This is a genomic window from Vibrio sp. SNU_ST1, from assembly GCF_030563405.1.
In the GTDB taxonomy this organism is placed as follows: domain Bacteria; phylum Pseudomonadota; class Gammaproteobacteria; order Enterobacterales; family Vibrionaceae; genus Vibrio.
Map to the genome: position 1 here is coordinate 663904 of NZ_CP130749.1, position 14055 is coordinate 677958.

10 protein-coding genes and 9 tRNA genes are annotated in these 14055 nt (G+C 42.1%); 11 read left to right on the forward strand and 8 right to left on the reverse strand.

The genetic code is table 11. From position 1 onward, the window contains the following. The 5 genes from Q5H80_RS17315 to Q5H80_RS17335 form a co-directional block, all read right to left on the reverse strand. Positions 1–726 carry a molecular chaperone gene (locus Q5H80_RS17315; protein ID WP_304570633.1) on the reverse strand — a complete coding sequence of 242 codons (726 nt, stop codon included), beginning with the start codon at positions 724–726 and terminating at the stop codon, positions 1–3. Positions 727–838: 112 nt separating this feature from the next. After that, positions 839–1336, reverse strand: a complete 498-nt coding sequence (locus Q5H80_RS17320; protein WP_017076027.1) for a hypothetical protein — start codon at positions 1334–1336, stop codon at positions 839–841. Between the two features lie 78 nt (positions 1337–1414). Next, the gene (locus tag Q5H80_RS17325; protein WP_304570634.1) at positions 1415–1939 is read right to left on the reverse strand and encodes a hypothetical protein; all 525 of its coding nucleotides are present in this window, start codon (positions 1937–1939) and stop codon (positions 1415–1417) included. Positions 1940–2703: 764 nt separating this feature from the next. Further along, on the reverse strand, positions 2704–3708 hold the full coding sequence (gene ltaE / locus Q5H80_RS17330) for a low-specificity L-threonine aldolase (RefSeq protein WP_304570636.1): 1005 nt from the start codon (positions 3706–3708) through the stop codon (positions 2704–2706). A 39-nt stretch (positions 3709–3747) separates the two neighbouring features. Beyond that, the gene (locus Q5H80_RS17335) at positions 3748–4263 is read right to left on the reverse strand and encodes an NUDIX hydrolase (RefSeq protein ID WP_304570638.1); all 516 of its coding nucleotides are present in this window, start codon (positions 4261–4263) and stop codon (positions 3748–3750) included. A 553-nt stretch (positions 4264–4816) separates the two neighbouring features. On the opposite strand from Q5H80_RS17335, the gene Q5H80_RS17340 reads away from it, so the two are divergent. From Q5H80_RS17340 to Q5H80_RS17365, 6 genes are all read left to right on the forward strand, one after another. Continuing rightward, on the forward strand, positions 4817–6472 hold the full coding sequence (locus tag Q5H80_RS17340) for an ATPase RavA domain-containing protein (protein ID WP_304570640.1): 1656 nt from the start codon (positions 4817–4819) through the stop codon (positions 6470–6472). Positions 6473–6484: 12 nt separating this feature from the next. Beyond that, positions 6485–7930 carry an ATPase RavA stimulator ViaA gene (gene viaA / locus Q5H80_RS17345; RefSeq protein WP_304570641.1) on the forward strand — a complete coding sequence of 482 codons (1446 nt, stop codon included), beginning with the start codon at positions 6485–6487 and terminating at the stop codon, positions 7928–7930. 198 nt (positions 7931–8128) lie between these two features. Continuing rightward, positions 8129–8202 (forward strand) — tRNA-Cys (locus tag Q5H80_RS17350). Between the two features lie 52 nt (positions 8203–8254). Further along, positions 8255–8330 (forward strand) — tRNA-Gly (locus Q5H80_RS17355). Positions 8331–8410: 80 nt separating this feature from the next. Continuing rightward, a tRNA-Leu gene (locus Q5H80_RS17360) sits at positions 8411–8497 on the forward strand. A 65-nt stretch (positions 8498–8562) separates the two neighbouring features. Further along, a tRNA-Cys gene (locus Q5H80_RS17365) sits at positions 8563–8636 on the forward strand. A gap of 74 nt (positions 8637–8710) precedes the next feature. Here the strand turns inward: Q5H80_RS17365 and Q5H80_RS17370 are convergent. Further along, positions 8711–9499, reverse strand: coding sequence for a lipase (locus Q5H80_RS17370; RefSeq protein ID WP_304570642.1), 789 nt, complete (start codon positions 9497–9499; stop codon positions 8711–8713). 349 nt (positions 9500–9848) lie between these two features. Between Q5H80_RS17370 and Q5H80_RS17375 the strand changes: the two genes are divergently transcribed. The 5 genes from Q5H80_RS17375 to Q5H80_RS17395 all read left to right on the forward strand — a co-directional run bounded on the left by Q5H80_RS17375 (position 9849) and on the right by Q5H80_RS17395 (position 10523). After that, positions 9849–9935: transfer RNA gene (locus tag Q5H80_RS17375), tRNA-Leu, on the forward strand. A gap of 82 nt (positions 9936–10017) precedes the next feature. Beyond that, positions 10018–10091: transfer RNA gene (locus Q5H80_RS17380), tRNA-Cys, on the forward strand. A gap of 51 nt (positions 10092–10142) precedes the next feature. After that, positions 10143–10218 (forward strand) — tRNA-Gly (locus Q5H80_RS17385). 80 nt (positions 10219–10298) lie between these two features. Beyond that, a tRNA-Leu gene (locus tag Q5H80_RS17390) sits at positions 10299–10385 on the forward strand. Positions 10386–10449: 64 nt separating this feature from the next. Further along, positions 10450–10523: transfer RNA gene (locus Q5H80_RS17395), tRNA-Cys, on the forward strand. A 79-nt stretch (positions 10524–10602) separates the two neighbouring features. Here the strand turns inward: Q5H80_RS17395 and Q5H80_RS17400 are convergent. Both Q5H80_RS17400 and Q5H80_RS17405 read right to left on the reverse strand, forming a co-directional pair. Continuing rightward, positions 10603–11790, reverse strand: a complete 1188-nt coding sequence (locus Q5H80_RS17400; RefSeq protein ID WP_304570643.1) for a hypothetical protein — start codon at positions 11788–11790, stop codon at positions 10603–10605. 206 nt (positions 11791–11996) lie between these two features. After that, entirely contained in the window at positions 11997–13952 is a 1956-nt protein-coding gene (locus Q5H80_RS17405; RefSeq protein ID WP_304570644.1) for a hypothetical protein, read from the reverse strand. Positions 13953–14055: the final 103 nt, after the last annotated feature.

Here is a 14055-nt window from a genome sequence, read left to right on the forward strand (position 1 = left end):
CTACTGATCCTGCTCGATTTCAATCGATAGAGTGTCTACATTGTAATTTTCAAGTGGCTGCATTTCGAAAAAACGAGTGGAATAGGGAAGAATTAAAGTTCCCGGAATACGTTTGGCGATTTCTACGCCTTTTAGATATGTTGATCTTGTACCGTCAGAAATTTTCCATGTCGTATTGGTCAACCGACCATAACTATTACCGCTGTTCAGTACTTCAAGGACCCATTTGTTATTTTTGTTATTTGGTTCGATACTTTTAATTTCTAGTTGAGAGGCTGTGTTCTGAGGTCGAACGTTGATAAGCGTATTAAACTGAAGTAACAGACTCACTTGCCCTTGGTTGCTGCTTGCTCTTTGAACTTTCACTTGCTTAACAGCAATACGAAAAGCTTTTGACTCTGTGATGGAAGGATCACCTAAATATCGAACCATAATGGATTGCGATCGTCCTGGCTCTATGATTGCGGTTACTGGGATTACTAATAGCTCGTCATCTGCAGGCGTCGTTGTCTCTTTTCCGTATTCATTCATAGTCATAAATACTGGAGACAGTTCGACTGTGAGTGGTTCGGTAGACGAATTTTCAACCCTCATCGTCATTTGAGCTCTTTTACCAAGTGGTGTCATCTCCATAGACATCGGCTCTACTTTGAACGCATGAGCTGACAAACAAGTGAGTGACAATAATAAGAGAACAGTCCATTTATGCATGATCCATTTATACATCGCGATGAGCTCCAAATTAAACTAGAGTCGGTAATACAACTGAGGTTAAGTTTTAATACAACTAAGGCTTAATTGAAGTCGGAGGCCAAATAATAGCCCCCGACTTTAACCTCTAGTTTGAGGTGATATTTACGGTTAATGTATCTGAATAACCACCTGCCCATGGGGAGGTTTCTGTTGTCACAATATCAATGGACGCGGCAACACCAGTCGCCAATACTCCAGAACCACCATAAGAGTTACTGACTGAAACGTCATTTTGACCAGGGCCCCCTGGCGCATTTAGTGTGAAAGGTGCTAAGCCTGAAGGGTTAAATGTTGCATCGTAGGTAAGAGCGTAGTCTTCGCTATCATCGGACTCTAGACCACCCTCTGCACTCGTCAGTGTTACAGTTGCACCATCGACGTCGTTACATTTCATGTTAAGACCACTAACAGAAAGGTTTTGAATTTGAGATACATTACCGAAGTCCATCAGTTGTGTTGAAAGACCAGTAACTTCACATACAGGTGAAACAAAACCAACTAGCTGGACATCACCAGGAGCGGCTTGAACTTGAGCACCAAAAATAGCAGTGACTGTTGCTGCGTAGAGTGTTAGCTTTTTCATTAGAAATTCCTTTATCTTAAATGATTGGCTCGAATACTGCTGAGCGTATTTAGTATCTGCAGATACATTGCAGAGTTTTTACTTGGTCACGCTATGAATCGAAGGGTAAACTTCGATCTCAATAACGTCTTGATAATAACCCGCGAAACGCAAGCTATTTTCGAGTGCTACCCTAAGGCTTCCCTGTTGAGAGAAAGGAATAACACCAGAACTGTTTATCATTACTGGTGAAGTAAGTTGGCTGCTGTGCCTACTTTCATAAAGACGAAGCTCGTCTATTTGTAATGACATATTATAACTTTCAATAATATCAACCCCTTGGTGCTGATATTTTAAGCCTCCATATTTTGAATTAATCGTTATACCCAACGGACGGTTACAATACATATTAAAAGGCAATAGTTGCACATCACGGTGTTCCGTAAAATTCATGACATTGCCAGAAAAGAAATTTATTTCGCATCGATCTTTGATCTGACCGTTAATTCCTAACGTTAAGGTGTTAGCACTGGTGTAGAATGAAAGTGACAGACTAAAAATTAACGTTGAGACGATGAAGTTGTGAACAATTCCGAATAATCTAATCATCATTTCACCTCTCATTGATTGAATGTAACCTGTTGCTTAACTTTCAAAACTATAAGTGCTTTAAAAAATGGTGAAGTAGTAAAAAAAGTTTATTATTTAGATGAAGTATGAGTTTTAGTATGAGTTTAAGGTAAGGTATAGAGAGTACATTTTTAGATAATAATTTTATTTTCAATTAGATAGGAAGTTTTTGACCCACAGTTATATTTACGAGTGAATTTTTCTTAATTGATAAAATTAGAACTATGGTCTACGGCGTGATTTTTGGTGAATTTTCCGTGGATTATTCTTCCAGGGATATTTTGTTTTTAGTTTTATTCACTGGTTTATAATTTGAATGTAACGAATATTAATGATAATAGTGAACCATAGCTATCTATATTGGTTGGTGATTTTCTATTTAAATTAGCCTCTTACGAAGATTTTTTAGAGTTGATGTGTTTTGTTTCTAAATATCGTACGTGTGGTAAATAGAAATGAAATTATTACTACTAAATTATTTGACTTTATCGGGCATGAAAAATTTCATATAACAAATGAAAGTCGAAATTTCACGATAAGTGAATACTTAAACGCAGGTTTAATACATAGAAGGTATTCACATAGGCCAAAACAAGATTGCGTTCTGCGCAGTTGATTTAGTGGAATCTATTAGGCAGATTAGTAGGTGAAGTGAAGTGGCAATTTTTCGGTGGAATAGATGAATGATTTTTTGAAAGACTAAAGCTTCGTAAGGGAAGCTTTAGTCTTAATTGCTTTAATGCGAATCTTGTTCAGCGTTAAAGCGCATTTTCCAACTTAGTTAGGAAAGTCGCGATGTCTTCTGAACTGATATCTCTATGAGTAACGAAACGTACAGGGTTACCTGGTGACATAGTAATACCTTGCTCTCCTAACTCCCGTGCGATGCGGTTAATATCAACCGACTGGTCTAACTTCGCAAACACAATATTAGTCTGAATGAAATCAGGGTTAACAGAGAAACCTTCTAACTTGCTTAAACCAATCGCTAGGTTTTTTGCGTTTTCATGGTCTACTTTAAGTTGAGCCACGTTCTCCGTGATCGCCATTTTACCTGCTGCAGCAAGAATACCAGCCTGACGCATACCGCCACCGACCATTTTACGCAGTCGACGAGCTTTAGCGATGTACGCTTTGCTACCAAGAAGTAGAGAGCCAATCGGAGCACCCAAACCTTTTGATAAACAAATTGTCATCGAATCGAAGTGTTGTGCGATCTCTTTGATGTGTACATCCAGCGCCGCTGCTGCATTATAGACACGCGCGCCATCTAGGTGCATTTGTAGGCCGTGTTGGTTTACGAACTCACGCGCCTCCGCTAGGTAAGACATTGGCAGCACTTTACCATTGATTGTGTTTTCTAAACTAAGAAGCTTAGTACGAGCAAAGTGGCTGTCGTCTGGCTTAATCGCCGCGGCAAGCTTTTTAAAATCTAACGTACCGTCAGGGTTGTTCTCGATTGGCTGAGGTTGAATCGAGCCTAATACTGCAGCGCCGCCAGCTTCGTATTTGTAGTTGTGCGCCTGTTGGCCACAAAGGTATTCGTCACCACGCTCACAGTGCGCCATTAAACCAAGAAGGTTGGCTTGTGTACCGGAAGAAGTGAACATAGCCGCTTCAAAACCGGTTTCATTGGCTGCCCACTGTTCCAATTCGTTTACGGTTGGGTCATCGCCATAAACATCATCGCCCACTTCTGCATTTGCCATTACTTCACGCATAGCTTGCGAAGGTTTAGTTACGGTATCAGAACGAAAGTCCATGCTTCTCTCCTAGAGTACTTTAGGTAGTCATATAATTGGCTATAGATAACCACATAGTTGGGCTTTGCTTAAACAAGCGATAGTTTTTGTATCGGTGATTTCATCGTGTCGTATTTTGTTGTGCAGCTCTTCTAAGCTCAGCTCTATCACTTCTATGACTTCATCTTCGTCGCATTCAAAGCGGGTAGTAAGGCTTAAGTTTTTTGCGATGAACAAGTGTTGGATCTCATCACAGAAGCCAGCTAAAGGGGTAACTTGTCCTAAGCTCTGAAAATAAGTTGCACTGTAACCAGTTTCTTCTTCCAGTTCGCGTTGTGCACATTGAAGAGGTGTCTCATCAATTTCCATCGTGCCAGCGGGGAGTTCCAAAAGCCATTTCTTAAGAGAAGGACGAAACTGGTTAATGAGGATGATTTTTCCAGACGAAGTGATAGGAAGAATAACAGCCGCGCCGGGGTGGTTTATTGTTGTATGTTTTACCACGACGTTCGTAGGGAGCGTCACGTTCTCTTCTATAAGAGAAATACTTTTCCATTGATGGATAATTTTACTCATGCAGTCTGGCCACTTTCCTTGCCAATTTTTCGTATAACTAGGGCGTGTTGACCTTTCGTGGTTAAATTTTGTTCGAGATAAAAGCGTTTTAATCGCGGCGAGGGGGAAGTAGCCTAGTCACTCTAAGCAAATCTCCCTCAACAAAGAGTAAAACGCTTTTAGCCGAACCCTTCGGGCAGCGTTTGCTGGTCATTTCTACTGCGTTATCGGCTTCTCATGTAGGCTAGCTACACATCGACGCCTCTGCCTTGTATAAATACCCAGCAACTCGTTGCAAAAATCAGCTCGAAAGATCAACACGCCCTAAAGACAAGCTCCACCATAACGTCTATGGTGTCGAAAATAAAAGAAAAATTAGGGTTAGTAATAGATTTAGTTTTACGCCGTTCGTGATGTTACTCTCATAATTGAAATCTATGATTGCGCGAAAATTGCAGCGTAACCATCTGATATAAAGGCAACTCAATAATAAAAGATACTTGTAACAAAGTGCTAACAAATGTATAAAAACGTATCTACACTCTCAACTGTTCAAAGATTTTCGGAGTAACGCATGAACCCTTCTATTTCCTCACATGCTGACAAGGCGCTACTCTCTGAAAGAATTAATAAATTAGCGCATGCTCTCTCTGATGGCGTTTATGAAAGAGAAGACACCATTAAGCTTTGTTTGCTGGCAGCTCTTGCCGGCGAAAGTGTGTTTCTATTGGGCCCTCCGGGTATCGCAAAAAGCCTTATCGCTAAACGCCTCATCCAGGCTTTTGACAATAGTAGCTACTTCGAATATTTGATGACACGTTTCTCTACTCCTGAGGAAGTGTTCGGCCCACTAAGCATTCAAGAATTAAAAGACAACGGTCGTTACGTAAGGCTGACCGAAGGCTACCTACCAACCGCACAAGTCGTATTTCTTGATGAGATCTGGAAAGCCGGCCCAGCTATTCTCAATACGTTACTGACAGTGGTTAACGAAAAGACATTTAAAAATGGCGCAGACATTGAGCGTGTGCCGATGCGCTTGTTGGTTTCAGCGTCTAATGAACTTCCAGACGAAGACAGCGGACTAGAAGCACTTTATGACCGAATGTTAGTTCGCGTGTTCGTCAACCGTATTCAAAACAAACAAAACTTCAAATCGATGCTAACGACAGGCACTCCTCAAGAAGCCGTTATTCCAAAAGGGTTAGCGATTACAGACATTGAATATCATCAATGGCAGAAAGAACTCGATAATCTGGAGCTGACGGATAATTCGTTTAACAAGTTATTTGAGCTAAAAACCATGCTTGAAGACACGGTTAAGAAGCAAGGCTCAGCATCAGAGTCGGATTTGTATGTTTCGGACAGACGCTGGAAGAAAGCGGTCAAACTATTGAAAGCGAGCGCATTCTTCAGTGGCCGTGATAGCGTTAACCCGCTCGATATTATGCTTCTTCAAGATTGTTTGTGGCATAGCCCTGAATCTCGCGATGTGGTTCGTAGCGTTGTAAAAGATTTTGCGTTGAACCGAGCGTTTGATCAGCAAGAATCGAAATCTCAAATCGAAATGTCTCGTGAAGAGCTAGAAGAGATTCAAGATGATGTTGAATCGACTCTGTCGGTGTCGCTCTCTGTGGAGTCAACCAGTGGCTTACGACGTAAAGACGTTTACCAACATGATATCAAGAACGCGAAAATGTACAGCGTCGGTAGCGCATACAATCTTATTAAATTGGTTATGCTGCAAAGCAACATGTCGGTGTCTGAATCTGAGAAAGGCGATAGTCGTTGGGTGTATGTAGCTAAAGATGATTTTGACCGTGTTTTAAAAGAAGGTCATGGCGACATTTACGGTTACGTAAACGAAAACAAAAATCTATGCCGCTTAAAGCTCGACTTGGATGCATCGAATCAATTAGTGATCAAAGACATTGCTAATCGTTCCGTATTGGTGAGTGTGGTTACTACTGACGGTTTAGATCAAGAACTGTATAACAAGTGGTTGAATGGCGCTGAGAAAGTCCTAGAACAGTTAACTGAAGCTGAATTCAAGTTAAAAAGAGTACGCACAGAATTCCATGATGCATTACCGCATAACTATATTGACCCTGATTTACCGAAAGCGATGGAATCAAGCTTACAGGCGGTAACACAAGATCTTGAAACGACAAAAGTGAAGAGTAGCAAGATCGCACAACGAATTAAGTTTATGAGTCAGTACTTTGAGTAAGGGAGGGAGCATATGTTAGGAGCTGACGGCTTAAACCTCGCTTTGATGGTGGCTGACTCAGGTATCATTGATACCGCGATGAATGATCTTATCGCTCGTTCTCAAGTGATGATGGCTGCTGAGAATAAAGGTGTGAAAACATCAGTCAAAAACCACTTAGTTAAATGGCGCGGTAAAGTGAAAAAACGCGTCACTAAAGTGTGTGAAACCGACCGTTTCCAAGAGGAAATCGCACTTTACCAAGAAGTGATTTACTGGGATGAATCACAGTTCTTTGACGAGATTGATAGCGTTATCAAGAAGCTGGAGTGGCACTCAGCATTTTATCTACAAGCAAGACGTTTGATGGAAAACAATAAAGGTGTTTATAACGCGATGTTTCCACATTACTTTTGTGATCAATGGTACCAATCGCTGTCAGATGCCATCAAACAAGCTCAAGTAACCGAGCTTGAAACAAGCAAAGAAAAAGTCTTAGCCGACCTTTATCAACGCATGGAAACCATGAAAAACATGGATAAAGTGACGGAGTCGGGCGATGAAGGCAGTGTAGGGCGCTTGTGGGACATGGCATCTGCCAAGTTAAGCAAAACAGACCTTACCATCATGAAGCGTCATGCTGAGTTCTTGAACAAGCACAAGGGCTTGCAAGAGATCGCAGAAAAACTAGGCCGTATGGCTGGTGAGGAAGATGATCCTTCACTACACAAAGCCCCTGTAGAAGAATTGCAGATGGTTGAAGAGAAAAGCGATGAAGCGGTTGATGATATTGTTGGGATCCACGAAAGTGATGATCTCAACAAGATGCTGCCAAACGAAACCATGTTCCTCGCTTACCCCGAACTTGAGGTTATCTTTTATAAGCACTTGGCCGACAAGCGTTTACTGAGCTATCGCTCGCAAGGTAAATCACGGACATTACGTAAAGTGAAAGCGCAAAAGCCGGATAGGAAGAATATCGATATTGAAAAGGGCCCGTTCATCGTCTGTGTCGACGCTTCTGGTTCTATGAGCGGTTTCCCTGAGCAGTCTGCCAAAGCAATGGCTTATGCCTTGATGCAGATAGCTCTAGCCGAAGAGAGAGACTGTTACGTGATTCTGTTCTCTTCTGAGCAGATCACCTATGAATTAACAAGGCAAGATGGCCTACGTGAAGCGAGTGACTTTTTAAGCTACTCATTCCATGGCGGTACAGATTTAGAACCTGTTCTGATGAAGTCGATTGATTTGATGACGGGTGACAAATACAAGAACGCAGATTTGATCGTGCTTTCTGACTTTATTGCTCCTAAGCAATCTGATGAAATGATTGCTCAGGTCGAAAAATTGAAAGAGCACAAAAACCGTTTTCATGCGGTTAGTCTTTCGAAGTATGGCAACCCACAACTTATGACGATGTTTGACCATTGTTGGGCTTACCATCCAAGCCTAGTCGGTCGTTTTATGAAGAAGTGGTAACGTCGAATTCCTTAATTTGCTCTATTTTGCTGCGTGTTTATTGATTGAAGAGATCGAACATGCAGCAATTTGATTTAAATGTCAGCAAACGGAATTGAAATTCATTTTTTTGTTTGACTATCTCCCCTCGATCCGTAAAGTAGGCACCCGAACACAGCGGTGTGGCTTTCTTTAGTCCCTAACGTGTTGAATTGAAAAGGCGCCTTGGCAGAGTGGCTATGCAGCGGATTGCAAATCCGTGGACCTCGGTTCGACTCCGGGAGGCGCCTCCATTCTCTTTCTCTCTTTCATGAATAAGAAGAGATAAGCAAGAAGAATGAAATTGCGATACTAGCTCAGTTGGTAGAGCGCAACCTTGCCAAGGTTGAGGTCATCGGTTCGAACCCGATGTATCGCTCCAAATTTTGTAATGTTGATTCATTTTGACATTAAGATGGTGTTTTACTTTTCAGTAATCGGCGTCGCAATAAAGAATTGCGTGCCCTGGTGGTGGAATTGGTAGACACAAGGGATTTAAAATCCCTCGACGTTCGCGTTGTGCCGGTTCAAGTCCGGCCCGGGGCACCATCTATTTGATTGTTACCTTATTGGGTAGTAATCAACAGAGTCGTTCTCTTAAAACACGACTTGAAGGCGCCTTGGCAGAGTGGCTATGCAGCGGATTGCAAATCCGTGGACCTCGGTTCGACTCCGGGAGGCGCCTCCATCATTCAGAAAAACCAGCCCTAGTGGCTGGTTTTTTCGTTTCTGGCTTCTTCATAAGCTTCCAACATACTCATTTCAATGTTTATCAAAGAAATCCTTATTGCGAATATATTTGCTCATTAAGTGGTAAGAGAAAGGCCGGATCAACCAACTGAATATTGACCGCCCGAGGCGTATTAACGTCGGGGTGTTTTCGTAGATTCGTCCGTTATAAAGCCAAAGCACTTTACCTACATGCCAATACAATAAAGGTACGGGTGGCATGAAGGTAACGATGTCGATGTCACAACATATACGGTAGGTTTTCTTACTCAAACGATAGTGCTTTCGAAAATTCCAGTCCCCAATCGCAGGTTGGCCAAAGGTCACTATTCGCTTAACACAGCCTGGATACTTTTGAGCTAGGTAATCAGCGAACACGCAGCCAATTGCACCACCAGAAGAGTGGCCGGTTATAGATATCCTTTTTCCTTGCTCTAACAAAGGTATGAGCGTAGCTTCTAAGCGCTCGATAACGTTTAACCCTAGCTTATCTTCATTGCGGCTCGGTTGGCTTTCTTGAAACATCAAATGATAGAAACCCGCATGTACCCGGTAGTTGAGCCCAATTCTTTTACAGCTTTTTGTCCATAAAGCAAAGGTAAGTAACCAATCTGAGATACTATGCGATCCTTTGATAACCACAACCACTTCATCTTTGTCACTACCCCATAAAACTCGAATCATGGTTTTGCCAAACTGGTTCTTTATGATGCGCTGTCCATTAGGATCAAAACCGTAACGAGTATGTTTAAAAACTCTCGGGTAGGCGAGGTTACAAAGAACTGCGTAGCGTTCATATTGGTATCGTTTTAGTGACTTCACGTTTTAATTTCGTAATTATAGTTACGTAAAACTTTAGTCTTTGAATGTGAAAAGCGCATGAAAACGAAGGAGTGTTTCTTTCATTCAACTGAATCAACAGCATTTAGTGAATCTGAAAATTGTAATTCGAGCCGTTATTCCCCGCGACAACTCAAGATCTACGTATAAGAACCGTACAAGCTGCACTAAATTTATTCTGTAGAGTTCGATAATTAATCACTTGAATTAAATGATAAAATTTATTGTTGACGAATTTTTTTCATCCGTTAAAGTACACCTCGTTCTCACGGCTTAGGTCGCGGAGAGATGGTGTTTTACTCTTCAGTAATCAGCATCGCATGATTGCGTTGCCCTGGTGGTGGAATTGGTAGACACAAGGGATTTAAAATCCCTCGGCGTTCGCGCTGTGCCGGTTCAAGTCCGGCCCGGGGCACCATCTATCTAGTTTCTACTTTTAGTAGAGTGTTGAACAAAGAGTGGTTCTCTTTAAACACTTCAATATATTTTATGTTGATAAAGGCGCCTTGGCAGAGTGGCTATGCAGCGGATTGCAAATCCGTGGACCTCGGTTCGACTCCGGGAGGCGCCTCCATTCTCTTTCTCCTTTCATGAACAAGAAGAGATAAGCAAGAAGAATGAAAATGCGATACTAGCTCAGTTGGTAGAGCGCAACCTTGCCAAGGTTGAGGTCATCGGTTCGAACCCGATGTATCGCTCCAAATTTTGTAATGTTGATTCATTTTGACATTAAGATGGTGTTTTACTTTTCAGTAATCGGCATCGCAATAAAGAATTGCGTGCCCTGGTGGTGGAATTGGTAGACACAAGGGATTTAAAATCCCTCGACGTTCGCGTTGTGCCGGTTCAAGTCCGGCCCGGGGCACCATCTATTGGATTGTTACCTTATTGGGTATTAATCAACAGAGTTGTTCTCTTAAAACACTATTGAAGGCGCCTTGGCAGAGTGGCTATGCAGCGGATTGCAAATCCGTGGACCTCGGTTCGACTCCGGGAGGCGCCTCCATCATTGAGAAAGCCCGATCAGAAATGATCGGGCTTTTTTACGTCTGTTGGAAAGTGATTTGGCTTTTGAATGTTGCTAGTCACAAAGTCCAAATCTGATCAGTGAACTGCACTTTTTCGATACTAGACAGAACGTTCAAGCCATCACGTAAAGCAACGGTATCATTAAGTTGAATTTTACCATTCCCCAGTTCATGGAGCTGGTATTCACTTTTAGGGCCATGGGCGATCACTGTATTTACCCCCGCGTTTCCGGTTACGCGGTTGTCATGCTCGTTGATCTCAATATTCGCATCATTGTTGCCCGATAGCGTTAGTTTAGTTAGATATTGAGAGTGATGAGTATAGGACGTTGCTGGGTCATACCTCATTTTAAATGTTCCGGTGAATGTATCGGCAAGGTATGCATCGTAAGTCAATGTTGGAGAGAAAATCTGTTCTACTATCGCTCGCGCATCGGGGTCTTCTTTTGAGAAATCGTCGCGGGTTTTAACTTGGTATAACCCCCACATACCTTTGTCGTTGTATGCTCCCCAAAGCCCGTAGTAGCTGTCAATTACAGCGGCAAAGTATTCTTGATCAACGCTGACTTCTTCTTGCCACTCTTCTAAAATATCACGGGGTGGCGTGTAAGCATGGTGTAATGCTTGTCTCTGTATCGCATTAAATTCTTTTTGAAATTCTGGTAATGCGGTTACTGCATCTTCAGGCGCGTTAAAAACCCCGATGCCATAGTCATGAACTAAATGCAGTATTTCCTCATAAGAGGCGTCACGATGCTCTTCATAATCTTGTTGGACATACCATTCACCGCCTTCAACCTGAATCTCTTCTTCGAACAAGGGTTGCCCGGGCAAGTCATCGTTGTATCGTGGCTCATCGTAATAATTCATTAGCTTTAGTATTACGCCATTGTTAGCCATCGCGTTTGCAATCTCGCGTTTTGAGTCAGTGCTCCCATACTTAGTGCCATTAACAGGGGTTAGATAGTGGTTGAGAACATTGACGGCTTTGACTATTTGATAATCGCTCAGGCGATCCATAATCAAAATATGGATAGATTTTCCATTCGGGGCATTGACCGCCACATATCGGTTGTAGCCTGCTTGAGAGTATTCAGCGAATTGAGAGGGAACGGCTTCAATCGTGACTCCATGTACAACTGACGGTGCTGCGTTTGCCTGATTGAATAGCGATTTACTTTGATTTGAACCGCATCCAATGAGAAAGATAGCTGTCGCTAAGGTAGCTAAAGATAGAGTTTTCATGACACACCTTATTATTCATACGAAGTATCAATATACGGAACTGCAGTGCGTTGTTTAGTGACAGAAGTTGCTGTTAGACAAACCCATACAATACCTTACAAAGCGAGGCTTAATTCGTTGCTACTAACTTTACCGGCTGCGAGTGAAGTAAAAATGAAAGCCTCAAATCAATGGGCTTGGTTTTGCTACCAGATTTGAATTCTTTGTTAGGGGGGATTACTTGTCGTTTCAAGATACGTGAGAGTGGCTTGAAGAGTCGTTGAGGATCGGCGATCGAATTCACTTTCAAGTATTTCATAAACCGTATGTGCTTCAAAGTTTGCCAACTGTGGATAAAGTAACGGCTCTTCCAAAAGCAACCCGATCAGTTTCTTATGGGGACAAACACCATTAAGCGCAAGTTGATTGAGCGCTGCGTGCTGAATGCCGATATACGAATGTTTGATCAATTCTAATAATTGTTGCTCGTCATTGATGTGTTTTATTAAGCCGACTCTTAAAGATAAGCAGGGTGATGACATCAGTGACAAACGGTTCTGTTGTATCCAATCATCACCAAGCCAGTTAAGGATGTCGTCGATATTTTCGGATCGCTCATCTAGCAAGAGTTCTAATGTGAGCTGATTAAAGCGTGGTGATTGTACATCGGAAAAGCCTATATTGTGTTTACATAAGGCATGAATCAAGGCGTGAAATGCCGCTTTGGTTAGATGACTTATTTTGTCGTCAGAGCAAAGGCTGCGCAGCCATGTTTTGTTTGAGCAAAACTCTAGAGCGATCGCTTGATTTTCCAGGCGCTCTATTTTTGCTGATCTTTTCGATCGCTTCTTTACTGAAGTAGAAGTAGATGCGACGGTAGAGTTAGCGTTAGAGATAGCAGGTGAGTGAGCTTGTTTTAATGCATCAAGTGTTGATGTAATAAGTGCTGGTTGAGTATTAGCGTCAATGATTTCCGCGTTAATCATTTCATTTATAGGGGCTGTGTTCGTTGCTGTTCTACTTTTTACTGAAGAATCCACAACTATGATACTTGATGTCCCTAAAGTGAGTTCTTTGAAATAGCTCTGATGGCTAGTTTTTGGGTTTTTCGAGAGGTGTTCAATCAGCAGTCGCTTGATTGAGTTACTGCAAGCTTCCTGCTGAAGTTGTTGCCGAATAAAGGCAACGCTAAATTGTTCGGAAGTTTGAGTTAATAGGCTGTTTAGGCTGTCGAGTTGTTCTGACTCTTCCAACTTTGAAAACACTTGGTAGAAATGGGGCATAAAGTGGGCAAGTTGCAACTGTTTGTGCTGAGGTTCCAAATTTGAAATGAGCAGAATAACCGCTGCAGTTGAATGGGCTACATTCGATTTATTTTCAAGGTGGGCGATGACATCCAGTTTAGCTTTGTTACTCAGCAGCCCTGTTAGTGTATTGAGCGGCATACCAGATAACAGAAATTCAAAATTAAGATGCTTTATATCTACTAGGTAATTCCATTTCGCTAATTGATGTACGGATATTTTTCTGATTGATGCCTCTGAATGAGACAGTCCGCTTAAAAATATCTGCAAGTATTCGCGGCAATTCATTTCGGATAGGCGCTGAAATGCCACTTTTTGGCAGCTAATATCAGGGTGTTGTGTGGCTTTGTACAATACCACTTTATCTTGAGTACCTTTCAAAAACATCCGGGTCTCAGCGATGCTTCCGAGTGCGTAGTTTTCATTGAGCAGAGTCGGTGAGTGACGAGAAAGTAACGCTATGAGTCTGCCTTTTAGATCTGGCTCGGGGTCATTCTGAAGTCGGTGCAGTAAACGCTGAGACTGTTTGTGATCTAACTCGTGCTTGTGATTATCTAAAATCCGCGCAGCAATCAAACTGATGTCATCACCATCATTCCAGCCACCATCCCAGTAGTCATTTTCATCGCATATCGCTTCTAATAATACCGGAACAGCTAATAGAGAGTGTCGGTTGCTCTCAATTGCCATTAATGATGCCAATTTAATTTCGCTGTCGTCCCAGTATTGATAGCAACGGAGGATGGGATCAATAGGCGCTTCATCATCTAAAGCTAAGCATTCAAGGCTAGTGAGGACAAGGTCGGGAATCTGGGACTCTAACCCTTCTATAATCAGATGTTTAGTGTCTTGAAAACGGCTTAAAATTTGTGCTGCCAAAATCTGTTCGGATAGGTTTCCAGTCAAGTAGATGTGTTTAATCTTGTTAAGTAATTTATCTCGAGACATTTATTCAAGTACCACTGAATTAACAAGTTTGAAT